Raw genomic sequence first — 22243 nt, forward strand, 5'->3', positions numbered from 1 at the left:
GAAGGCGGCGTCGGAAGCAGAAATCTCGATCTTGAGGGCGTCAAGGCCAGCCTGCTTCAGATAGAACTTCGCCTTTTCGGGTCGTATGGCCTTTGCGGCAGGTCTGCTGCATAAAAGCGGTCGGAGCTGGGAACGGGGTGGTCATTGCCAAGGCGGCCGTATCCACGCAATGCGGTTTTCAGTAGCTGCTCACGGTCGATCGCGTGCTTGATGGCGAGCCTGATATTGTTGTCCGTATAGGGCGCCTGCGTGCAATCCATCAGGAAGGTGAAGTGCTGGCCGCCGGCTGACTGAACGATATTGAGGTTGGGATTGCGGCGAAGCAGATCAACCGTCTTGAAATCCAGCTGGTTTATGGCGTGGACCTGACCCGACATCATGGCGTTGGTACGTGCGGCAATATCGTTGATGACGATGACTTCCACGGCGTCGACATGGGCAGCATTCGGCTTCCAGTAGTTCGGATTGCGGGTAAAGCGCGAACGCACGCCCGGATCGTAGCTTTCGAAGACGAACGGCCCGGTCCCGACAGGCTTGTTGAAATCCGTCCAGCCTTCCGGAACCACGAGGAAATGATAGTCGGAAAGGATGTAGGGGAGATCGGCGTTACCGCTTTCGAGGACGATCTTGACCTCGGTGTCGGATAGCTTGTCGACGCTTTTCAAGGCGGACGCAACCGAGCGCGCTGCAGAGGTGGTTTCCCCGCGGTGCAGGTTGATGGAGTAGATGACGTCTTCTACCGTCAATGTCTTCCCGTTATGGAACGTGACGCCCTGGCGCAGCTTGAAGACCCACTCCACCGCGCCCGGTTGAGCTTCCCAGCTTTCGAACAGTTCGGGCACGGCATGATTGTTGGTATCGATCTCCACGAGGCCGTTCATGATCATGAACGCCTGATTGACCGGCACCCAGTCCTTCAGAATGCGGGGGTCGAGATTATCAGTGGTGCTGCCGCCGCCGATGCCTAGTTTTAGCACTCCACCCTTCTTGGGCGTGTCCGTGCTTTGCGCACTGGCATTCGTGATGAAACCGGCGGAAAGCGCCGCAAGGCTCGCCGCACCGGCGAGGAAGTGCCGGCGATCGAGTGAGAAGGAAAAGGGGGAGGAGGTCATATCTGGGTTCCCTGTTTTTTATCTAGCCGGTCAAGGCTCAGCTCGCTGTGGGGTATCGTACTCGGCGGTTCGGCACTAGATAGAGACCAGCAAAGGGGGGTATGATTTTTGCGCATGGGGTCATGAAATCTGAGCGCATCCGGTTATTTGCGAAGCGCAGTAAAGGGAGGCGCCGGAGCCGATCCGGTGTAGCAATTCTCGCGCGGCGAGAGCGTTCATGGAGTGAATACAAATGGGGCTAGCGGATATTGTCGGCCTTGCAGGAGCCTTTTTCTATCTCTTCGCCTATGCCTTGTTGCAACTTCGATTTCTGACGATAGAAGACTGGCGATACACTCTATTGAACGTTCTGGGCGGTGTGTTCCTGATCTATTCGTTGATCTGGAACTTTAATCTCGGCTCGCTCATCTCGCAAGTCGCGTGGCTGCTCTTCACCATCATCGGTTACGCCCGTTTCTTGCTGGACCGCCGCCGCAAGACACCTTCCGTCAGCGCCTGAGGGCGGTCAGCGCGCGGTCTTATGATTGGCCGCAATCAGCCAGTCAGAAACCTCGCGCACGATCTTGCGCTGGTGGCGATCAGCCGGGCGCATCAGGTAAAATTTGCCTTCCGAGCGCATGGCGTGGGCATGGACTGGAACAAGCGCCCCGCTATCAAGCTGATCGCGGATAAGCCAGGTCCACCCGAGTGTTGCGCCAAGCCCCTGCGAGGCTGCGGCGACGCAGAGGCCGTAGTCACCCAGTTTCCAATGGATTGCATCCTTGGGCGGCAGAAGCTGCGACGATCGCCACCAGTCGCTCCAGTCCTGCCATTCACGCATCGAATCTTCGATTGAGATTAGGACCGGCGCTGTTAGCTCCATGAGGTCGCCCATGCCTCGCGCAGAGACCGGAACGACCTCTTCCTGGCCGAGCTCCGAAAGCCAGACGCCGATCGGTCTTTCCTTGCGATAGAAAATTGCGAGGTCGAATTCATCAAGGCGCAAATGCGCCACGTCATCAGTCACCCGCACCCGCAACTCGATGCCAGGAATATCCTGTTTCAACCTCTGCAGGCGAGGCATGAACCATTGGTCGGCAATGCCACGGGAGCACGCGATGGTGATCTGGCTCGCTCCGGTCCAGGACCGGACGCCGTCGGTCACGCTTGCTATATCGAGGATCAACCGCGATATGTCGATCGAATAATTCTCGCCCATGGTCGTCAGCCGAACGCCCGTTGGTACGCGTTCGAAAAGCTTCGAACCGATGAATGCCTCCAGCTTGCCAATCTGCCGGCTGACTGCACTTTGCGTCAGGCCAAGCTCGTTGCCTGCACGGGAAAAGCTGCCCAGCCGCGATGCAGCCTCGAAAACAACGAGCGCCTCCAGCGGCGGCAATCTGAATGAAGGTTGCATTCCGGTCCCCAAGAGAAAGTGTGCGATCCGATACACCGCCGGACCGCCGTCTTCAATGCGGTGGCGCAACAGATTGCCATCACGATCCGGCCAGATAACTAGAGCGACAGACCCGCACCCTTTCGCAGCGGTGAGGACGAATTCTGGAGCGATCGCGTGATCATCCAGTTCAAAACCGCTATTCCGACACATTCTTGCGTGAGGCCAGTCGTATCCGATTTGCATTGGCGATTCAGATTCCAACCAGATGCTGTTTTAGGGCGGAGGGCAGCGTCACTGTAACATTGTGAACAAGGCAGTCCGCATGATCCGTTTAGCCGGTTATCTCGTCTCCGTTATTTTCACCGGTGTTTTGCTTGCTGCGGGGGGCGTGTGGATTGCGATTTCCGCTATCGAGCCGGATCTGCCGGATTTCGCCGGACTTGCTGATTACGAGCCCCCGGTATTGTCGCGCCTTTATGCCGCGACAGGAGAGCCGATCGCTCAATTCGCAAAGCAATCCCGAATCTTTCTTCCGATAGAGGATGTGCCGGACCGGGTGAAGGCGGCGTTCATCTCGGCGGAGGACAAGAACTTCTACTCCCATCCCGGCCTGGATTTTTCGGGGCTTGCCCGGGCCGTGGCGGTGGATATAGCCCATGTCGGGAGTGGTCGTCGGCCCGTGGGTGCGTCGACCATTACCCAGCAGGTCGCCAAGAACCTCCTGCTGACGTCGGACCAGACGATCAGCCGCAAAGTGAAGGAGGCCCTTCTCTCACTCAAGATCGAGAGGGTTCTCTCCAAGGACCGTATTCTCGAAATCTACCTCAACGAGATTTTTCTAGGCGAACGATCCTACGGGATAGCCCAGGCTGCCATCAGCTATTTCGACAAATCGGTCTCGGACCTCAGCATCGCCGAGGCTGCGTATCTGGCCGCCCTTCCCAAAGGTCCTGCCAATTATAATCCTGATACCCACGCCGAAGCCGCGATCACCCGCCGCAACTGGGTCATCGATCGCATGCGGGAAAATGGGTACGTCACCACGGCAGAGGCCGACACGGCCAAACAGGAGCCTCTTGGGGTCGCCGCGCATCATGATGCCGGGATCACTGTCGATGCGGGTTACTTCGTTGACGAGGTCCGAAGAAGCCTGATTGCTGATTTCGGGCAGAAGTCTCTCGATGAAACCGGGCTCTCCGTGAGAACGACCCTTGATCCGAGGCTACAGGCGGCAGGGACACAGTCGCTTCGCGCCGAGCTTGTCGCTTATGATGAACGTAGGGGGTACCGTGGGCCGGTAGACCATCTTGATAGCGTCAATGACTGGGGCGCGAAGCTTGATAAATTGCATTTGGGTTTCGATGTCCCCGGGTGGTATCCTGCCGTTGTTCTCGGCACTGATCGCCAGGATGCCCAAATCGGGATCGGCGGAGGCCTTAACGAAACGCATGCTCTTAAGGCAGCCGGCATACATTGGGCCCTGGGAAAGAGAACCGTTTCACAGCTGTTGACTGTTGGCGATGTCGTCCTTGTTGAGCGTCAGTCCAACGGGTCGTTCGAATTGCGGCAGGTTCCCAAGGTTCAGGGTGCGCTGGTGGCGATGAACCCGAAGACCGGACGTATCGTGGCGATGGTCGGCGGCTTCTCGCACTCGATTTCGCAGTTCAACAGGGCTGTTCAGGCCATGCGCCAGCCCGGCTCGACATTCAAACCGATTGTCTATGCTGCGGCGCTTGATGGTGGTTACACGCCTGCAAGCGTCATCGTTGACGCGCCCGTGGAATTCCGCTTGGGGGATCAGGTGTGGTCGCCCAAAAATGACGCGAACGAATATGAAGGCCCCGCCATCCTTCGATTTGGGATCGAGCATTCCCGTAACGTTATGGCTGCGAAGTTGGCAGATGCAGTCGGCATGGATACCGTCACCTCCTATGCCCAGCGGCTGGGCATCTACGACAAGAATGTAAGACCATTGCTGTCGATGTCGATCGGATCGACCGAGACGAGTTTGCTGCGAATGGTGGCGGCCTATGCCGTGATCGACAATGGCGGCATGCAGGTTAAACCGACAATGATCGATCGCGTGCAGGACCGGCATGGCCGGACGATTTATCGTCAGCAGAGTGTGACCTGCAATGATTGTGTGGTGAGCAAATGGCAGGGCCAAGACGAACCGGTTTTACAGGATGGGCGTGAGCGTGTGCTTGATCCCATGACCGCTTACCAGGTCACCTCCATGATGGAGAGTGTCGTATCGGAAGGCACTGCTGCGAAACGCATATCCCTCGGGCGGCCGGTGGCCGGCAAAACCGGCACCACAAACGACAATCGAGACGCATGGTTCGTGGGCTTCACCCCGGACCTCGTGACAGGAGTCTATATCGGCTTTGACGAACCAGAGAGTTTGGGCAGGGCAGCCACCGGCAGCGGGGTAGCAGCTCCGGTCTTCAATTCATTCATGCAAGTTGCCCTTGCAGGCCAGCCGCCTGAGAACTTTCACATGCCGGAAGGCATGCAGGTCTACAACATCGATGTCCACTCCGGAATGGGAGCGCTCCCCGGCGCACCGGGAGCAGTGTCCGAACCGTTCAAGCCTGGAACGAAACCGGCGAATGTCTTCTCGACTGTTGACGAGACGGAAATATCTGGCGCTACGAGCGCGCAGGTAAGGAATGCACTGCAATCGAACGCTGCGGGGTTGTACTAGGCACGATGCAATTCGAAATTGGATTGCCGTACGTCTGTGTTTAGGCAGCACATCAATTTCGTGACTCGCGACGGGAGATGATTGCGATCAGGCGCGATCTGGCGCTTCTGGCGTTTGTCTGGCAGCGGGGAGCTTTCTTGTTCGCCGGTCGGCTCGCGCCGAAGGCGGGCCGAGCTTTTGGCGCGTCTTCATGAGACCAAGCATGGTGTCATGAGCAGCCCGGCAATCTCTGCTCATTGCGCCACCGGAAACCTTCGCCTCATAACGGCATTCCCGCTCACGTCGATCCGTGTCGGCTCGCGGCGGACGAGTGACGTTGGCGTGAACGATGGGGTGGAAGCAATCATTCGTTGCGGCCAACACTGGCGATCTTCAGCCGAAACCGGTATGCAGATCGGGAAAAGACGAGCGAAGGTGCCCATGAGAATTGACTTTCTACTTTGGCTTGGTGGCGCGATGGCAACCTTTCTTGGAGCTGCGACAGCCTCACGCGCCTATATCGCGACGAACAGCACTCTTGTGTTGCTCCTTTCGCTCGCGTTGTATTGCGCCGGTAATCTAATCATGGTGCGGTTGATGAGAGAGGGCGGAATGGGGCTTGCCATTTCAGTTTCCGCCGTTGCTCAGCTGCTGCTCGTCAACGTGATTGCATATTTTGTTTTCGACGAGCGGCTCGCTCCCTCACAGATGGTGGGTGCAGGACTGGGTTTGATCGCAATGATGCTTTTACTATTTCCGATCGGGCAACGATAACAGTGCCTGAAGCGGCGAGTGCGGATCATCGACAGACGCAGAGGCGAAACGTCAGAACGGTTAGTGCTCCAGAATCGTCCGCGATGCGGGCATCAGATGATGTATTTTCAGCGCTGTGTCCGCCGCGATGTTCCAAGCGCGGAGGCTATCTTCCGGATATTCTCCGCTGAGTGGCCCTTCCAGTTTACTGCCGCTGCGGCTATTGCTCAGTCCCTTACGCCTGGTGTCCTATACAACGGGACGGAGGCCGACCTAGACAGATGCCTTTGTAGTCGGTTGCGGTCACCCCGGGATACCGATCCACATATCTTCCTTGTCTGAAACGCACTCTTCTTAGACGAGGCGACCGATCGTTTTGAGCCCCACACTGCAGACTGTCAGATTCTGATTTACGCGCAGGTGTGAGCCCCTGGCCCGCTCTTTCCGCCGAAACAGTCGGGCCTGAACCTGCCTGCGTCTTCACACACTAATATGACGCCGTGGAGTATTATTCCAAGGCGACAAAATTTGCCGAAATCCGCGAATGATTAGAAGTTTTTTGCTTTTCGGACTTGCCCTTCTGTGGTTGTTATAATGCGTAAACAGAATTTTTAACGCGTATTAATTCGAAAAAGACATGATCAACGGCCGCAAAACCAGCCCATTGCCCGGGCATTCGGGTGGCTTGCCAGAACTGGAGGCAAGGCTTGCACGGGAACTCACCATGCTTGAGCGACCGGCGAAGCCGTGGGTGCCGCGCAGCTATCTCGACCGTTGCGAAGTGCTGGATGTCGCCGTCATAGGTGCCGGGCTCTGCGGGCTGACTGCTCTTGCTGCACTTTCATTTGCCGGCATCGACAATATCCGTGCATTCGACAGGGCGCCCAGCGGGCGGGAAGGCCCCTGGGTGACTAGCGCGCGCATGGAGACGTTGCGCACCCGCAAGGATCTGGCGGGGCCGGCGCTGGGAGTACCCTCCCTGACATTCCGTGCATGGTTCGAGGCGCAGTTCGGCACGCGCGCTTACGAGGAGATGACGCTCATACCGCGTGAAGCCTGGATGGCCTACATGGTCTGGTATCGCAATGTTCTGGCGCTGCCAGTCAGCAACGAGACCAACCTCGTCGGCCTCGGTCTGCGCGAAGATGGCCTGCTCGCGCTCAATTTTATGGGACCGGAAGGCCCAGTTGAGGTTGTTGCGCGTCGGGTGGTCCTTGCGACAGGGCTTGATGGCCTGGGAGCGCCGCGCATGCCGGATGTAGCAAAGACGGTTTCCGGCCGCTTCGTCCGCCACAGCGGGGATGTATTTGATATGAGCGTATGGCGCGGCAAGCGTGTCGCGGTGGTCGGCGCCGGCGCTTCGGCGATGGACAATGCAGCCGCAGCGCTGGAGGCGGGGGCTGCCCGAGTCGATCTTTTCATCCGCAGGACGGATATTCCCCGGGTCGAGAAATTCGGTGGGGTCGCCAGCCTCGGCATGACCCACGGCTATATCGGCCTGCCCGATGCCGATCGCTGGGCATTCATGGTCGAGGCGGAGCGCACACAGATTCCGCCGCCGCGCCACAGTGTCCTCCGGGTCTCGCGCCATGAAAATGCTTTCTTCCATCTGGGCAGTCCCGTGCTCAAGCTGACGGAAGCAGGCGATACGGTAGAAATCGAGACCCCGAAAGGACACTATCCAGCCGATCTCCTAATTTTCGCCACCGGATTCGACGTCGATTTCGGCCGGCGGCCGGAATTTAGCGCTTTGAACGACCGCGTCCTGCTCTGGCGCGACGCCTATCAACCGCCGGTCGGGCAGGGGAATGACGCGCTGGGGTCCTATCCCTATCTAGGACCGGCTTTTGAGTTTCTACCGAAACCGGGTCTATCAGCTGCCGAGGCGGCGGCAATTTCCCGAGTCCATTGCTTCGCTTATCCGGCCGTCCCCTCCCATGGGAAAATTACCAGCGGTATTCCGGCCGTCAGCCCAGGGGCGGAGCGGCTGGCGCAGGGCATCGCCCGATCCTTTTTCGTAGAAGACCGCGCCCGCCATTTCGAGACTTTCATGAGCCACGCCGTCGCTGAAATTACCGGCGAGGAATGGCGCGATGCGGACGCGCAGGACAAGATCAAGGAGCACACCGATGGCTGACGCGGCGCTGAAACTGGTGATATTTTACGGCATATCCTCGCCATGGGCCTATTTCGGTGCACCGCGGGCCGTGGACGTCGCCCGTACACATGGCGCCGAAATCGTTCTGAGGCCCATCCGCATCATTGAGGCCAATGGCGGCATCCCGCTGCGCAGCCGCCCGGATGCGCGGCAGCGCTATCATGCCGTGGAACTCGACAGGTGGCGGCGTTATCTCGACATGCCGCTCAACCTGACGCCGAAATTCTACCCCTGTGCCACCATCGAACCTGCTGCCCAGCTTGTCATCGCCGCGCAGGAAGCCGGGCTCGATGCGATCAGCCTGTCTTTTGCCATCCAGCGCGCCTTATGGAGCGAGGATCGCGACATTGCCGATCTCGATACATTACGCGCCATCGCGCAGGCCGTCGTCGGCTCGCAGGGTCCGGGCCTCGTTCGCAATCCGCAGCCGGACGACATCGTGACGGAATGGCAGGGAAATCTCGCCGAAGCCGAACGTCTCGGCATTTTCGGAACGCCGACCTATGTGGTGAACGGCGAACTTTTCTGGGGGCAGGACCGTCTGGAATTCGCAAGCCGCGCCCTCGGCGTGCTCAAGCAACAACTCTCAGAAACCGCAGCGAGGAAATCCGCATGATCGATGCCGCCAAACTCCATAATGAGGCCATCGTCATCGATGGTCTGCAGACCTGCCAGTGGAGCAGGTCGATATTCGAGGACATGCGCGCCGGCGGCCTCACTGCCGTCAACGTCTCCAGCGTGATCTGGGAAAATTTCCGAGAGGGCATCGGTTATGTGAGCGAATGGAAGCGCTTCCTGCGGGAGAACGACGACCTGATCCGCCCGGTGCGCACGGTTGCCGATATTCTTGCGGCCAAGAGCGAGAACCGGACCGGCATTATCATCGGCTGGCAGAACACCTCGCCGCTTGAGGACAAGCTGGATTATGTCGAAATCTTCAAGGATCTCGGCGTCGGCATCATGCAGCTGACCTATAACACCCAGAACTATTCCGGCGCCGGATATCTGGAAGAAAACGACAGCGGCTTGACGGGCTTCGGCCGCGAGGTGCTGGCGGAGATGAACCGCGTCGGTGTGCTCTGCGATTTGAGCCATGTCGGCGACAAAACGACGGCCGATGTCATCGCCCGCTCGAAAGCGCCCGTCTGTATTTCCCATGTCCTGCCGCGTGCGCTGCGCGATGTGAAGCGCAACAAGCCTGATGAGCTCTTCAAGGCCTGCGCGGAAAAAGGGGGCATCGTTGGCATCAGCCTTTTCGCGCCGGGTCTCGCCGCTGGAAACGACGCCACGGTTGAGGATTATCTCGACGCCATGGCTTATGTCGTCGATCTCGTCGGCGAAGACCATGTCGGCATCGGCACGGATTTTTCGCAGGATCGGCCGCGTCCCGGCCCCTGGCAGCTTTGGGCCAACCGCGACAAGGGTACGGCCCGCACGCTGACGGAGTTCGCGACGGTCAAGATTTCCAAGCCGAAAGGCATCGAGCGGATCGGCGAGATGCCCAATATCACCGCCCGCATGCTGGCGCGCGGCTGGAGCGAGACACTCGTTGTCAAACTTCTCGGCCAGAACTGGCTGCGCGTGCTGGATGCCGCCTGGCGGCCCGCAAACTGACAGTATCAAAAACAAACGGAGGCAACTGAAATGAAAAATGCTCATCAGCGCCGCAAGGCCGCTCTCGTCGTCGGCATCGTTGCCGCCGGGATCGCATCGCTCTCGGGCAGCGTCTTCGCGCAGGATGCGACGAAGGGCACCGTCAACATCGTCGGCTTCTCCGGCGTCTTTGCCGATAACTACCAGAAATTCATCATCGACGCCTTCAAGGCCAAACATCCGGGCATCGAGGTGAATTATCAGCAGAGCAAGAATTCGGCCGAAACGCTGGCGCTTCTCACCCTTCAGCGCGCCGAGCCGAAGGTCGATGTTGCCCTGATCGACGTTTCGGTGGCGATCAAGGCGAACAAGGAAGAGCTGTTCACAAAGCTTGATCCTGCCAGGGTGCCGAACCTTGCCGAACAGCCGGAATGGGCGCGCATCGATGACGACCGCGCCATTGCGTTTTCACAGGATAATCTCGCCATCCTCTATAATACCGAGGCGGTGAAGGAGCCGCCGACGAGCTGGGCCGATCTCGCCGATCCGAAATACAAGGGCAAGATCGCCGCAAAGCTTTCCGATACGCGCGGCGTCATTCTCCTGCCGATACTCACCAAGCTGAAGGGCGGCGACTACAAGACCTCCATCGATCCGGGCATCGATTTCCTGAAGGAGGTTGCGCCGAGCGTTTCGACCTTCGAACCCGCACCGGATTGTTATGCAGTGGTGCAGAGCGGCGAGGTCGATCTTTCCATCTGCTGGAACGGCCGCGCGCAATATCTGCACGACACGCAGGGCGGCAAGATCGGGATCGCCCTGCCGAAGGAAGGCTCCATCGGCCAGACGAACACGATCGGTCTGGTCGAAGGTTCCGCCAACAAGGAGGCTGCTGAACTCTTTGTCAATTACGCGCTGAGCGCCGAGGCGCAGGCGACATTCGCGGAGAAGAGCTTCTACGGTCCGGTCAACAGCAAGGTTGCGCTCAGCGAACCTGTTGCCGCCCGCATCTATGGCAGCAAGGAGGCCCAGGCCGCGCAGTCTTCCCTCGACTGGAACTTCGTTGCGGACAAATATTCGGGGTGGATACAGCGGATCAACCGCGAGGTCATCGCGGCGAATTGAGACAGGAAGCAGAGGACGCCATGGCCGATCATCATGTCGAGATCGACAATCTCGTGAAGACCTATCCGGGCGCCCTCAAGCCCTCCGTGGATCATGTCAGCCTTTCCCTGCCGCGCGGGGAAATGCTGGCTCTGCTGGGGCCTTCCGGCTGTGGGAAGACGACTATCCTTCGAATGATTGCCGGCCTCATTCCCGTAACCTCAGGTGAGATCCGGCTGGATGGCCGCGATATTTCCGCAACCCCGGTGCACAGGCGCAATATGGGCATGGTCTTTCAGGCCTATGCCCTCTTCCCGCATATGAATGTGGCCGAGAACATCGCATTCGGGCTTGAAATGCGCGGCATCGCAAAGCCGGAGCGCAAGGAGCGGGTGGCGAAGGCCCTCGATCTGGTCAAGCTTTCCGGCTTCGGCGAAAGGCGCGTCTCCCAGCTTTCCGGCGGCCAGCAGCAGCGGGCGGCGATTGCCCGCTCGCTTGTCATCGAACCCGCCCTGCTGCTGTTCGATGAGCCGCTTTCCAATCTTGATGCCAAGCTGCGCGATGAAATGCGCGACGAAATCCGCGATATCCAGAACCGCACCGGCGTCACCAGCATTTTCGTCACCCATGATCAGGATGAGGCCCTTTCGATGGCCGACCGTCTCGCCGTCATGTCCGAAGGCCGGCTGGAGCAGATTGGCACGCCGCGCGAGATTTTCGACCGGCCGAAAACTGATTTCGTGGCTTCCTTCATCGGCGCCGGCTCGTTCCTTACCGGCACCGTGGTTGCGCCGGGGCGCGCTGAGATTCCCGGTCTCGGCTTCCTGCATTTCTCGGGTGCTGTCCCGGTCGGCCAGAAAGCGCGGTTTCTGGTCCGCCCGCATCGCTTTCTCCTTGGCGATGGCGTCAATGCGTTCTACGGCATTGTCGAGCACGTCACCTATCGCGGACAGATGCTGACGCTCGGCGTGCGCGCCGGCGATCATCGCCTTCAGGCCGACCTGCCCACCCATGCTGCCACTCTGCCGGCAAAGGGCGAGCGTGTGACGCTTTCCGTTGCGCCCGAGGATGTGACGCTGATCGGGGAGGCAGTCTGATGGCGGCGGCAAGCCATGCTTCCGACGGCGGCACGTCGCATCGCGGCATTTTGCTTCTCCTGCTTCTGCCCGGCCTCATTGCACTGCTGACGACGTTTCTGTTGCCGCTCGTCTGGCTGGTGCGCGCGTCTTTCGCATCCTCGTCCATGGCCGCGCTACGCGGCGGCGACTGGACGCTCGAATCCTACAGAACGGTGCTGTTTGACCCGTTCTACTGGAAGATCGCATGGAACACTCTTTATCTCGGCGTCATTGTCGCCTTTTTCGCGGTCGTTCTTTCCTATCCCATCGCGCTTTTCCTCGCCCGCACCCAAAGCCGCTGGCGTGGCGTGCTGACAGCGCTCGCCGTCGCGCCGCTTCTCACCTCCTCGGTGGTGCGCACCTATGGCTGGATGGTCATTTTAGGGGACAGGGGCGTCATCAACACGGCGCTGCGATCTACCGGGCTGACGGATGGTGTCATACGGCTCACCAACAATTATTTCGGCGCAACCGTCGCGCTGATCGAAATCCTGATGCCCTATGCGATACTGGCGATGCTAAGTGGTTTCGGTCGGCTGAACACGCAGCTCGAGGACGCCGCCGCCATGCTGGGCGCAAACCGCCTGCGCGTGTTCACCCGGATTGTGCTGCCGCTTTCGCTGCCCGGCGTGCTCACCGCAGCACTTCTCGTTTTCGTCCTCGCGATTTCCTCCTTCGTCACGCCGCGCCTGATGGGCGGCGGCCGTGTCTTCGTCATCGGCACCGAGGTTTATAACGAAGCGACGGTGACGCTGAATTGGCCGCTGGCGGCTGCACTTTCGGTGCTGCTGCTCGTGCTGTTTGGTAGCGTGATCGTGATTTACCAGCGCGCCATGCGCGCGCTTGAGACGTGAGGCCGGCCATGGACGCAAAATTCGGACGCTTCGCCCACGCGCTTCTGTTGACGCTGCTCTATCTCTTCCTACTGGCGCCGATCATCGTCGTTCTGATCATTTCTTTCGATACACGGCAATATCTGGCCTTTCCGCCAGAAAGCCTGTCGTTTGGCTCCTATGCCAAGGTTTTCGCCAATGCCAAATTCATCTCCGCCTTCTGGCGAAGCCTAGGCATCGGTCTTCTTGTCGGTTTCGTCTCGATCTTTGCGGGGCTGCTCTTGTCGCTGGCGCTCTCACGGCATGAATTTCGCGGCAAGGGTGCGATCAATTTCCTCATTCTCGCTCCCTTCCTCGTGCCGCATATCGTCCTGGCCGTTGGCGTGATGCTGGTGCTCGGGCCACTTGGCCTGCTGGACAGCTATACCGGCATTTTCCTCGCGCATCTCGGCATCACCACCCCCTATACGGTTCGCACCATCACCATGAGCCTGATGGCGGTGGATCGTCGTATCGAGGAAGCGGCGCGCGTTCACGGCGCATCGCCTGCCATGGTGTTGTGGCGCATCACGCTGCCGCTGGTCCGGCCCGGCCTCATCGCCGGTGCGGTCATCGCCTTCCTTATTTCTTTCGATGAAGCGACGATCTCGCTCTTCATCGTCTCGGTCAAATCCTCGACGCTGCCGACGGAAATCTATCACTATCTGGAATATTCCACCGATCCGCAGATTGCCGCTCTGTCCGTTATCCTCATCTTGATTTCGGTCATTGTCGTGGTGGCGGTCGAGCGGCTGATCGGGCTGCGCAAGGTGCTGTGACATGACGATGGTGAAAGTGGCAGCCGGTACATTGCGGGGCAATCTGGAAAACGGAATTCACGCCTTTCTCGGTGTGGCCTATGCCGCGCCCGTCACGCACGAACGCCGCTTCGAAGCGCCGCAGCCCGTGTCGCCTTGGCAGGGCGCGCGGGACGCCACCCGGCTTGGCCCCGTCTGCCCGCAAATTCCCACCTACGGCCCGGTGGGCACGGCCGCGACCTCGAAACTGGCCTTCGGCGAGGACTTCCTCACGGTCAATATCCGCACGCCCGATCCTGCGGGCAGGGCGCCGGTGCTGTTCTGGATCCACGGCGGCGGTTACGCGGTCGGTTCCGCCAACGAGCCGGTGCTGCAGAGCGGCGCTTTTGCGGCAAGCGGCATCGTTGAGGTCACGGTCAATTATCGACTTGGCGCGCTGGGCTTCCTTCACCTCGAAGGACGGCCCGACAATCGTGGTCTGCTCGATCTTGTTGCCGCACTCGAATGGGTGCGTGATAATATTGCCGCCTTCGGTGGCGATCCTCACCGGGTGACGCTGGCCGGACGTTCGGCGGGTGGTTTTGCGGTGGCGGCACTAATGGCCATGCCAGGCGCGCAGGGACTTTTTCACCGGGCCCTGCCGCAGAGCGGCGCGAGTACGGGCATCGCCTCGATCGAGGATGCCACGAGGCTGACGCGCAGGTTTGCAGCGGCCGTCAATGCGGATGAGGATTCGCTTGCGACTTTGCCCATCCACCGAATGCTCGAAATTCAGCGCGACCTCTGCAATCAGTCCTATGAGCAGCATGATTTTGCCCGCGACGGGGCAGCCTCGATGCTCGGTGTGCCTTTTGTTCCGGTTATTGATGGCGTGAGCCTGCCTGAACATCCTGAAACCGCCGCACATATTGGGCGCACTGCTGCCGTTCCCATGATGATCGGCTGTACGACGGGAGAATACGTCGCCCACTCGACAGTGCAGCCAGAGATGGATTTCACGCTTTGCGCGGAATTACTTCATGAGAGGACACTGCCGCGCGGCCTCTCCGGCTCGCTCATTGTCGAGCGCTATCGAAGCGTGCTGCCAGACCACAGCCCACGCGGCATCTGGCGCGCGGTTGCCGGCGATCTGGTCTTCCAGCTTCCGGCGGTTCGTTTTGGGAAGCTGCATTCCCGTTTCAATCCTGTCTACAAATATCTCTACGGTCCACTGGAGGCCGATGAGCTGGGCGCGCCACATGGCGCGGAAGTCGGCTCCGTCTGGTACCGCGATGGTTCAAACGGTTGCGAACTTCCCGAACGCCAGCGAGTGAAAGATGCAGGCTTCGCAAAAGCGATCCACGCTCTGTGGGCCTCATTCATAAAGGACGATAGCCCTTGTGCGCCAAACGGCGATTGGCCGCTCTATCACGAGGACAATCCGGTGGTTCTGTGGGCAGGCCCGGGCGGATTTGAACTAACTCCCGATCCGTTCGACGGTCGCGAGGCGCTTTGGGTACCGGCTGGCCATGACGACCGCGAGCCGGTATAGCGCTTGGTGTTACAAGCAAGAGACACAGATCCTTGGGCAGGGAAAAATGGCGTCTGACTATCTCGATACGCGGCAACTAGAGGCATTCGTGGCCGTGGTTTCGATCGGCAGCATCACCGGCGCGGCCAGGGCCCTGGGCAAGTCTCAACCGGTCGTGACGCGCCTCATTCAGGACCTTGAAATCGAAATCGGGTTTGCACTCCTGCATCGTAATGGGCCTCGCATCAACCCAACCGAAAAAGGCGTGGCCTTTTTCGCCCAAGCGGAGCTGTTCCTCGGCGGCCTCAGAACAATCAGTGAAAGCGCGAGGCGCATTCAGGCCGCGCGTCGCACAGCAATCGAAGTGGCATCGATCCCGGCGATTGCCGCAAGCCTCCTGCCGCGGGTGCTTGCAGCGCTGCCGGCGGACCGGTTTCCCGATCATGTGCATCTACAGAGCATTTCTTCGGAAAATGTCGTGCAGGCTGTACTGGCGGGCACGGCAGATCTCGGTGCTGTTAGTCTTCCGCTCGATAACCCCGGCGTTGAGATACACTGGTTGGGGGAAGTCCCGTGTGTGGCAGTGGTGGCGGAAGATCATCCTCTTGCCCGAAAATCGGTCATCTCCGCCGAAGACCTTGCCGGAAACCGGCTAATCGCTTCGGCTAACCCCTTCCGGCTCCGTATGCGGATCAACGAGGTGCTTGCAAGCCTCGGCGTGGACATTTCCTCGGTCATCGACAGCAACGCGACGTATGTTTCCCTGTCCCTGGCGCGCATGGGTCTCGGTGTTGCAATCGTCGAATCGATCACCCTCTGGGGATTGCCGGTTGAGGGCGTTCGCCTTCTACCGCTCTCTTTTCATATCCCGTTCCAATGGGGGCTCGTGACGGCGGCCGGCCGGCCGGTCGTCTTCGAGGTGGAACAATTGGTTTCAACGGCCCGACGGCTGGTGGCGGATATTCCTCAAGCGATTATCTACGATAAAATATCGCAGATTCAGTCGTTCAGCTGATCTTGGGCAATTCCCTGCCAGCCCCATTCAGAGCGATCGAGCTTTCCCGCCGCGCGGAAAACAACGGAAAGACGATAGCGGTCGTCTTTCCGGATAGTGGCGAATGCAATCTTTCGCTCTTTGATGCCCTCGACTGAGAAGACCGCTCAGATGGTTCGCGGCTGGATATTGTCTTTAGCACGGGCGCCAGCAAAACAAGGGCATTCCGGTCGTTTCGGCATTCGCGATCACCGGTGGCATTTTCGCAAGAGTCAAAGAGTTGAACCATTCAGTGCAGCGCGAGGCCGAGATTACCCCGCAATGTCTGTGTCTGATAATCTCTGCGGTAAACGCCCCATTCCTGAAGATAAGGAATGACCTTGTCGACGAAATCGTCGAAGCCCGTTGGTGTCAGGTGTGGAGCAAACACAAAACCGTCGGCGGCATTATCCTGAACATAGTTGTTGATCTGTCTCGCCACCGTTTCCGGTGTGCCGATGAAATGCTGGCGTGCCGTCACCTTGATGATGAGCTGCCTGATGCTCAATTTTTCGCGCTTCGCGATCTCCCGCCAGGTGCGAGCAGTTTCGAGCCGGTCGTCGATGCGGTTTGCGCGCCCCTGAGCGAGGGCTGGGGAGGACACCTCCGGGTCGATCTCGGGTAGTGGTCCGTCCGGATCGTAAGAGGACAGATCACGGTTCCAAACCTGCTCAAGGAAAACGATCGCGTTTTTCGGGCTCACCTGCTGCAGACGAATGGCGCGCTGTCGTTCCTCCGCATCCTCCTGGCTGTCGCCCAGCACGAAAGCTGCGCCTGGCAATATTTTAAGATCATCCACGCCCCGGCCATATCGGGAAAGCCGCGCCTTGACATCACGGTAGAAGGCTTGCCCGTCCTCGAGCGTGCCATGGCGGGAGTATATGACATCGGCGTGGCTGGCCGCCAATTCGCGCCCGGTCTCGGAATCTCCGGCCTGGGCAATTACGGGTCCACCCTGCGGTGATGGCGGCAGACTGGAGCGGCCGGCAATATCGAAGTGCTTGGACTTGATAGCGAAATCGGCGCCTTTCCAGATCGTCCGCGCCGCCTCGATAAATTCCCTTGCACGCTCGTAGCGCTCGGCAAACGGCAGATGGTCTCCCCTGCGGAAATTCGCGCCCGTAAAGGCCCCCGGTGAGGTGACGACGTTCCAGCCGGCCCGACCATTTGAAAGTACATCGAGCGTAGCAAGCTGACGGGCGAGCGGATAGGGTTCATTGAAGGTGGTCGTCAGCGTTCCGATCAGGCCGACATTGCGGGTGACGGCGGCAATTGCCGTCAGGATCGCCAGGGTGTTTGGTCGTCCTACGACGTCCAGTTCGTGGAAACGGCCCTTTTGCTCGCGCACCCGAAGCCCTTCTGCGAGAAAGATGAAATCCAGCTTGCCCCTTTCGACCGTTTCGGCGAAATGCCTGAAGGACGAAAAGGCGATCTGGCTGCCGGCCGCCGGATCGCTCCAGACCGTGAAATTGTTGACGCCCGGATACTGGGCTCCGATGATGACCTGTTTCTTCGACATGATTTTATTTCCGATGGCGTTCAGGCGGCCGTGCCGACGTAGCGGTTGGCGGCGATGGGCAGGGACAGGCGTTCACGCAGGGCCGATCCATGTCTTGGCTGGACAAGGCCAGCATCCCGGATTGCCGGCAGGACATGCTCCACCAGAGGCGTCAGGTCCCGTTCAGGCTCACGGGGCAAGAAGCGGATGCCGTCCACTCCGGCGCTTGCCAATCTACTTGCACTCGTGATCGCGGCCTCCACGTCCGCGGCCCCCTGCAGGATGGTTTCCTTTCCGGACCAGCCGGCCCCGAACCCGACGTCGGCGAAAAGCCGCAGTTCCGGACGCCCGGATCTGATGTCTTTCACCAACGATGGAAGCTGTTCGTCGCTTGCGCGCAAAAAGACAAGGTCGATTGACGAAGCAAGAGAGGCGAGGTTTCCCGGCTCGATGATGGCGGCTATGACGGGTTGGCCCTGGGGAGGCCGCGGTGTGATCGACGGGCCGAGGATGTTGAAATTCGTACCCCTGAAATCGACATAGCGCAATTTTGCTCCATCGATGAAGCGCTGGCTTTCGCGATCGCGGATAACGGCGTCGTCTTCCCAGCTGTCCCATAGCCGGCGGATAACGTCTATCGCTTCGCTGAAATCCTGTTCGAGCGCCTGGCGGTTTTCGTCAGGATAGCCGTTAAGTTGACCGGTCGCGCGTCTTGCAGCCGCGGCGCGGTTGTCATCAAGCGACTGCGCAAGCAGGCCGGCACGACCTTCTGTAACGTAGTCAAGCGTGGCGATGGCCGTCGATACATGGAAGGGTTCAAGAAAATTGACGGGCGCGCCGGCAAGGATGCCGGCGTGGCTGGTTCGCGCGCCAAGCCAGTTCGCGAACAATACGCTATCAACGCCATCGCCCGTGGGGAGGGCAAAGCCGTCTTCAAGAGTGATGAGGTCGAAACCTTCGTCAAGCTGTTGAAGCAGCCCTTCCGATCTGGCGTCCAGCCTGAGCACATCATGTGAAGGCAGGCCGAGATCGATGCTCAAATGAAAATTGGTTCCTGCAGTCACGTTGCACTCCGTGCCGAGAGTTCGGCGGCGCGGGCTGACAGCGCACCCTGATAAGATAGTCTGTCGGCGCGCGCATCAGCCTGTGCGGCGCCATATTCGGCAAAGCGTGCCAGGATCTTTGCCTCCTGTCCTTCCTTCAACGCCTTTACCCGCAGGGTCGCTTCTTCGAAGGAGGCGGCAGGCGGATAGACCGGCGTGGTTCCCCTTTGGCCGGCCTTGGTGCCGATGTGCTTTTCGAAAGGAAGGGAGCGATAGAGTTGCGGATCGGCGGTGGTGTCAAAAAGCGGGCGATATCCGAGACTGAGATACAGTGCTACGGCTTCCGGTTGGCGGAAGCCAGTCGAGAGATAGGTGCGCGTATAACCGAGCGCCGCAGCGCTCTCTTCCAGTGCCGTCATAATGGTGCGGGCAAGCCCTTGCCGCCGCAATGAAGGATCCGTCCATATCCGCTTTATTTCCGCCGTTTCGTCGTCATGGCTCATGAAGGCGCCGCCGGCGATGGTTTTGCCATCCCTTTGCACCAGCAGGAGGTCACCCAGCGGCGGAGAATAAAGTCCTTCCGGATAGCGGTATATCTCGCCGCGAGCGCCACCAGGGCGATCTCTCGTGCCATATCGCCCGTCATATTCGATGATCAGGCCTTCGATGAGGGGTTGGGTTGAGGGGTGCAGTAGAGAGGAATGAATAATCACATCGGGCATGGCTTGTCTCGCTTGGGCACGATAGCCGGCTGTCCGGGCGGTGTGTGTCAATCGTTGGATTTGAAAGCCTGCACCTGCCTCAGCCGCGGCTGAAGGATGGCGCAAGCCGGACCGCTTTGGCGCGGCATGATGTTTTATTGTGCAACTGAATAAGGAAATATCATTGCTCGATTAATTACATCACTAAAAATATAGATTTTATCAAATAAATGACAGGTTCCTCAGGGAGTATCGATGACCTTTGGTTTGAGTTTCCTCGACAAAAGCCCGATAGATCAGGATGAAAGCGCGACGGCGGCGCTGCGGCGCACTGTTGCGCTTGCACAAAAAGCCGAAGCACATGGCTTCCGTCGCTTCTGGGTTGCCGAGCATCATAACTCGCCGAAGCTGGCGAGCTCGTCACCCGAAGTGCTGATCGGCTTCCTGTTGGCTCAGACACAGCGGATCAATATCGGCTCCGGCGGCGTCATGCTGCAGCACTATAGCGCCTATAAGGTCGCTGAAAACTTCAAGCTGCTGTCCGCTCTGGCGCCGGGCCGCGTCGATCTTGGCGTTGGCAAGGCGCCGGGCGGCCTTCCGCTGTCAACGCGCGCTCTTCAGGGGGCCTATGATCCGGCACGCAAACCCTCCTTCGAACAGCAGCTTGAGGATCTGGACCTGTTTGTCGGTGACGGAAAGGCGGACATCGCAGACGAGCGCAGGCTTGCGGCTTACCCTCTGCCGCCTTCGCCGCCAGAACGCTTTCTTCTGGGTGCGAGCCCGGAGAGTGGCCGGCTTGCCGGCAGGCTGGGGTGGAACTTCGTTTATGCCGGTCATATCCACGGCAATGAGGCGGCGATTTCCGAAGCGCTGGGGGCGTTCAGGGCATCGGGCGGCAAACAGGCGGTTCTGGCGGTCGCTGTGGTGGTTGCCGAGACCGATCAGGCCGCAGAGGCGCTTGCGGTTGAGGGCCGCCGCTTCCGCGTCGAGGTCGAAGGTGGCCAGGGCGTGAATGTCGGCAGCGAGGCGCAGGCGCTGGAATATGTCCGGCAGGCGGGCGCCACGCAGTATCGCATCGAAGAGCGCAGCCCGCTCATCCTTCGCGGCTCCCCATCCACGGTTCGTGCCGAATTGCTTCGACTGCATCAACATTACGGCATCGACGAATTCATCGTTGAGTGCCCCATTTCCGAGGGCGCACACCGTCTGAAGACGATTGAATATCTGGCGGCAGGCAGCCGCTCTCTCGCCGCGTGATTGCAGGCCGTTCGGCACAAAGGATTAGATTTGGATATGGTAACCAGACGTCATTTCATTCTGGCAACGAGTGCCGCAGCCATTTTTGCCAGCAGCCGGGTTGCTTTCGCAGCGGGTGACGCCACGCAGAAGCCAACAAGCGGCGGGTCGCTGACCTGGGCCGTGGAGACAGAGCCCAGCACGCTCAACCCGCATCTGAACGGACAGGCAAAGGCCAAGCTCATTCTGCGCAATGCGTATGAGTCGCTTCTGGCCCGCACGCCAGATGGCGGTTATGCGCCCTGGCTGGCCAGGAGTTATTCTATCTCAGATGATGGCAGGCAGTATACGTTCATACTGCGCGACGACGTGACGTTCAGCGATGGCGAAAAGTTCAATGCGGCCGCCGTCGCGCTCAACTTCACCAAGCTGAAAGAGCCGACCTATTCCGGCAGCATCAGTGCCGGTCATCTCTCCCATGTTACCGAAGCGCTGGCAGTGGATGACCATACGGTCGTGATCAAGCTCGGGCGCGTCTATGCGCCTTTCCTTGACGGTGCCTCGGGAATTGAAATCCTGTCGCCACGGGCTTTCTCTTCACCGCAACTCAAATCCGGCGGTTCGGGTATCGCCGGTACCGGCCCGTTCGTCCTCGACCGTTACGTCAAGGGCCAGGAAATCCGCTTCGTCAGGAACCCTGCTTACAATTGGGCGCCGGCGACCGCAGGTCATCAGGGGCCAGCCTATCTGGATGAGGTCATCTATCGGTTCCTGCCGGAATCGGCCGTGCGCAGTGGTGCCCTGTCTTCGGGGCAGGTGCAGGTGATCGAGGGGATTCCAGGTAACGATGCCGGTCTCTTCCGGGACGACCCGGAATTTTCCTATCAGACCGCCATCAATACCGGCACGCCCTATACGCTCTATCTTAACGTCAATCAGCAGCCGACCGCCGACCTCAAAGTGCGCAAAGCGTTCCAGGCGGCGGTGGACGTGGACCAGATTTTGCAGGCAGTCTATCGCGGCGAGCGTCAGCGTGCCTGGGGTATTCTTACCCCGGCGGATACCGATTTTTACGACAAGAGTATCGAAAAGGCCTACGGCTTCGATCCAAAGCTTGCCAACAGCCTGCTTGACGAAGCTGGCTGGTCCGCTCGCGATGGCGATGGTTTCCGCGTGAAGGACGGCAAGCGATTGACGATTGAGGTCGTACAATCGCAATCGACGGTGCGTGACCAGCGTGACATTCTTTTGCAGGCGGTGCAGGCGCAGGTTCGCCAGCATGCCGGCATTGATCTCGCCTTGCAGTATGTCGATGCGGGAACCTATTCGAGCCGTCAGAAAGACGGTCAGTACGGCATCATTCCGAACTCGACGACGACACAGGAGAATGGCGTCACCATCTATTTTCACTATCTGCCACGCGACAAGGGCGGATCCATCAATTACAGCCGCACGGAAGCGCCGGAAATTTCCGCCTGGCTGGACGAGGCCGCATCCACTCTCGATCAGAAAAAGCGCTTCGATATCTACGCGAAACTGCAGCGCTATGCGCTTGTGGAGCAGGCGCTCGGTCTGCCGCTTTATGTGCCCGATGACCAGATAGCGGCCGCGGCCGCGGTCAAGGGCGTCGGCTTCAGACCGTTCAAACGCCTTCCCGACAACGCGTACGATATCTGACTTCAGCAGAGCG

19 protein-coding genes are annotated in these 22243 nt (G+C 59.4%); 14 read left to right on the plus strand and 5 right to left on the minus strand.

What is annotated here, in order from left to right:
• Window positions 1–56: 56 nt before the first annotated feature.
• Window positions 57–1112, minus strand: a complete 1056-nt coding sequence (locus BTN45_RS24275) for an ABC transporter substrate-binding protein (protein ID WP_246751733.1) — start codon at window positions 1110–1112, stop codon at window positions 57–59.
• Between the two features lie 232 nt (window positions 1113–1344).
• Here BTN45_RS24275 and BTN45_RS24280 point away from each other — a divergent pair, with 232 nt between their 5' ends.
• Entirely contained in the window at window positions 1345–1611 is a 267-nt protein-coding gene (locus BTN45_RS24280) for a hypothetical protein (RefSeq protein WP_006700604.1), read from the plus strand.
• Window positions 1612–1617: 6 nt separating this feature from the next.
• Here the strand turns inward: BTN45_RS24280 and BTN45_RS24285 are convergent, their stop codons facing one another.
• A complete protein-coding gene (locus tag BTN45_RS24285) occupies window positions 1618–2508 on the minus strand; it encodes a LysR substrate-binding domain-containing protein (protein ID WP_207591582.1) in 891 nt (296 codons plus the stop codon).
• A gap of 304 nt (window positions 2509–2812) precedes the next feature.
• On the opposite strand from BTN45_RS24285, the gene BTN45_RS24290 reads away from it, so the two are divergent.
• The 11 genes from BTN45_RS24290 (at window position 2813) to BTN45_RS24340 (ending at window position 16057) form a co-directional block, all read left to right on the plus strand.
• Window positions 2813–5197 (plus strand): penicillin-binding protein 1A, encoded by a 2385-nt coding sequence (locus tag BTN45_RS24290; RefSeq protein ID WP_246751734.1) that lies wholly within the window; start codon window positions 2813–2815, stop codon window positions 5195–5197.
• Window positions 5198–5407: 210 nt separating this feature from the next.
• Window positions 5408–5950: a hypothetical protein gene (locus BTN45_RS26465; protein WP_246751735.1), complete on the plus strand. Its 543-nt coding sequence runs from the start codon at window positions 5408–5410 to the stop codon at window positions 5948–5950.
• 616 nt (window positions 5951–6566) lie between these two features.
• Window positions 6567–8066 carry a SidA/IucD/PvdA family monooxygenase gene (locus BTN45_RS24300; protein ID WP_207591586.1) on the plus strand — a complete coding sequence of 500 codons (1500 nt, stop codon included), beginning with the start codon at window positions 6567–6569 and terminating at the stop codon, window positions 8064–8066.
• Window positions 8059–8703, plus strand: coding sequence for a 2-hydroxychromene-2-carboxylate isomerase (locus tag BTN45_RS24305; RefSeq protein ID WP_207591588.1), 645 nt, complete (start codon window positions 8059–8061; stop codon window positions 8701–8703). The genes BTN45_RS24300 and BTN45_RS24305 overlap by 8 nt, the downstream gene beginning before the upstream one ends.
• On the plus strand, window positions 8703–9701 hold the full coding sequence (locus BTN45_RS24310; RefSeq protein WP_207591749.1) for a membrane dipeptidase: 999 nt from the start codon (window positions 8703–8705) through the stop codon (window positions 9699–9701). The genes BTN45_RS24305 and BTN45_RS24310 overlap by 1 nt, the downstream gene beginning before the upstream one ends.
• A gap of 30 nt (window positions 9702–9731) precedes the next feature.
• Window positions 9732–10805, plus strand: a complete 1074-nt coding sequence (locus tag BTN45_RS24315) for an ABC transporter substrate-binding protein (protein ID WP_207591590.1) — start codon at window positions 9732–9734, stop codon at window positions 10803–10805.
• A gap of 20 nt (window positions 10806–10825) precedes the next feature.
• The gene (locus BTN45_RS24320; RefSeq protein ID WP_207591592.1) at window positions 10826–11881 is read left to right on the plus strand and encodes an ABC transporter ATP-binding protein; all 1056 of its coding nucleotides are present in this window, start codon (window positions 10826–10828) and stop codon (window positions 11879–11881) included.
• A complete protein-coding gene (locus tag BTN45_RS24325; RefSeq protein WP_207591594.1) occupies window positions 11881–12756 on the plus strand; it encodes an ABC transporter permease in 876 nt (291 codons plus the stop codon). Before BTN45_RS24320 ends, BTN45_RS24325 begins: the two co-directional genes overlap by 1 nt.
• A gap of 8 nt (window positions 12757–12764) precedes the next feature.
• On the plus strand, window positions 12765–13553 hold the full coding sequence (locus tag BTN45_RS24330) for an ABC transporter permease (protein ID WP_207591596.1): 789 nt from the start codon (window positions 12765–12767) through the stop codon (window positions 13551–13553).
• 1 nt (window position 13554) lies between these two features.
• Window positions 13555–15063 carry a carboxylesterase family protein gene (locus BTN45_RS24335; RefSeq protein WP_207591598.1) on the plus strand — a complete coding sequence of 503 codons (1509 nt, stop codon included), beginning with the start codon at window positions 13555–13557 and terminating at the stop codon, window positions 15061–15063.
• A gap of 46 nt (window positions 15064–15109) precedes the next feature.
• Window positions 15110–16057 carry a LysR family transcriptional regulator gene (locus BTN45_RS24340; protein WP_207591600.1) on the plus strand — a complete coding sequence of 316 codons (948 nt, stop codon included), beginning with the start codon at window positions 15110–15112 and terminating at the stop codon, window positions 16055–16057.
• Between the two features lie 268 nt (window positions 16058–16325).
• Here the strand turns inward: BTN45_RS24340 and BTN45_RS24345 are convergent, their stop codons facing one another.
• From BTN45_RS24345 to BTN45_RS24355, 3 genes are read right to left on the minus strand one after another with little or no spacing between them, the layout of a single operon-like run.
• Entirely contained in the window at window positions 16326–17594 is a 1269-nt protein-coding gene (locus tag BTN45_RS24345; protein WP_207591602.1) for an LLM class flavin-dependent oxidoreductase, read from the minus strand.
• 20 nt (window positions 17595–17614) lie between these two features.
• On the minus strand, window positions 17615–18637 hold the full coding sequence (locus BTN45_RS24350; protein ID WP_207591604.1) for an LLM class flavin-dependent oxidoreductase: 1023 nt from the start codon (window positions 18635–18637) through the stop codon (window positions 17615–17617).
• A complete protein-coding gene (locus tag BTN45_RS24355; protein ID WP_207591606.1) occupies window positions 18634–19338 on the minus strand; it encodes a GNAT family N-acetyltransferase in 705 nt (234 codons plus the stop codon). Before BTN45_RS24355 ends, BTN45_RS24350 begins: the two co-directional genes overlap by 4 nt.
• A 234-nt stretch (window positions 19339–19572) precedes the next feature.
• On the opposite strand from BTN45_RS24355, the gene BTN45_RS24360 reads away from it, so the two are divergent.
• Both BTN45_RS24360 and BTN45_RS24365 read left to right on the plus strand, forming a co-directional pair.
• The gene (locus BTN45_RS24360; RefSeq protein ID WP_207591608.1) at window positions 19573–20574 is read left to right on the plus strand and encodes an MsnO8 family LLM class oxidoreductase; all 1002 of its coding nucleotides are present in this window, start codon (window positions 19573–19575) and stop codon (window positions 20572–20574) included.
• A gap of 36 nt (window positions 20575–20610) precedes the next feature.
• Complete coding sequence (locus BTN45_RS24365) at window positions 20611–22230, plus strand: ABC transporter substrate-binding protein (RefSeq protein ID WP_207591610.1); 1620 nt, start codon at window positions 20611–20613, stop codon at window positions 22228–22230.
• Window positions 22231–22243 lie beyond the last annotated feature (13 nt).

The organism is Rhizobium sp. ZX09 (genome assembly GCF_017357485.1).
GTDB lineage: Bacteria > Pseudomonadota > Alphaproteobacteria > Rhizobiales > Rhizobiaceae > Agrobacterium > Agrobacterium pusense.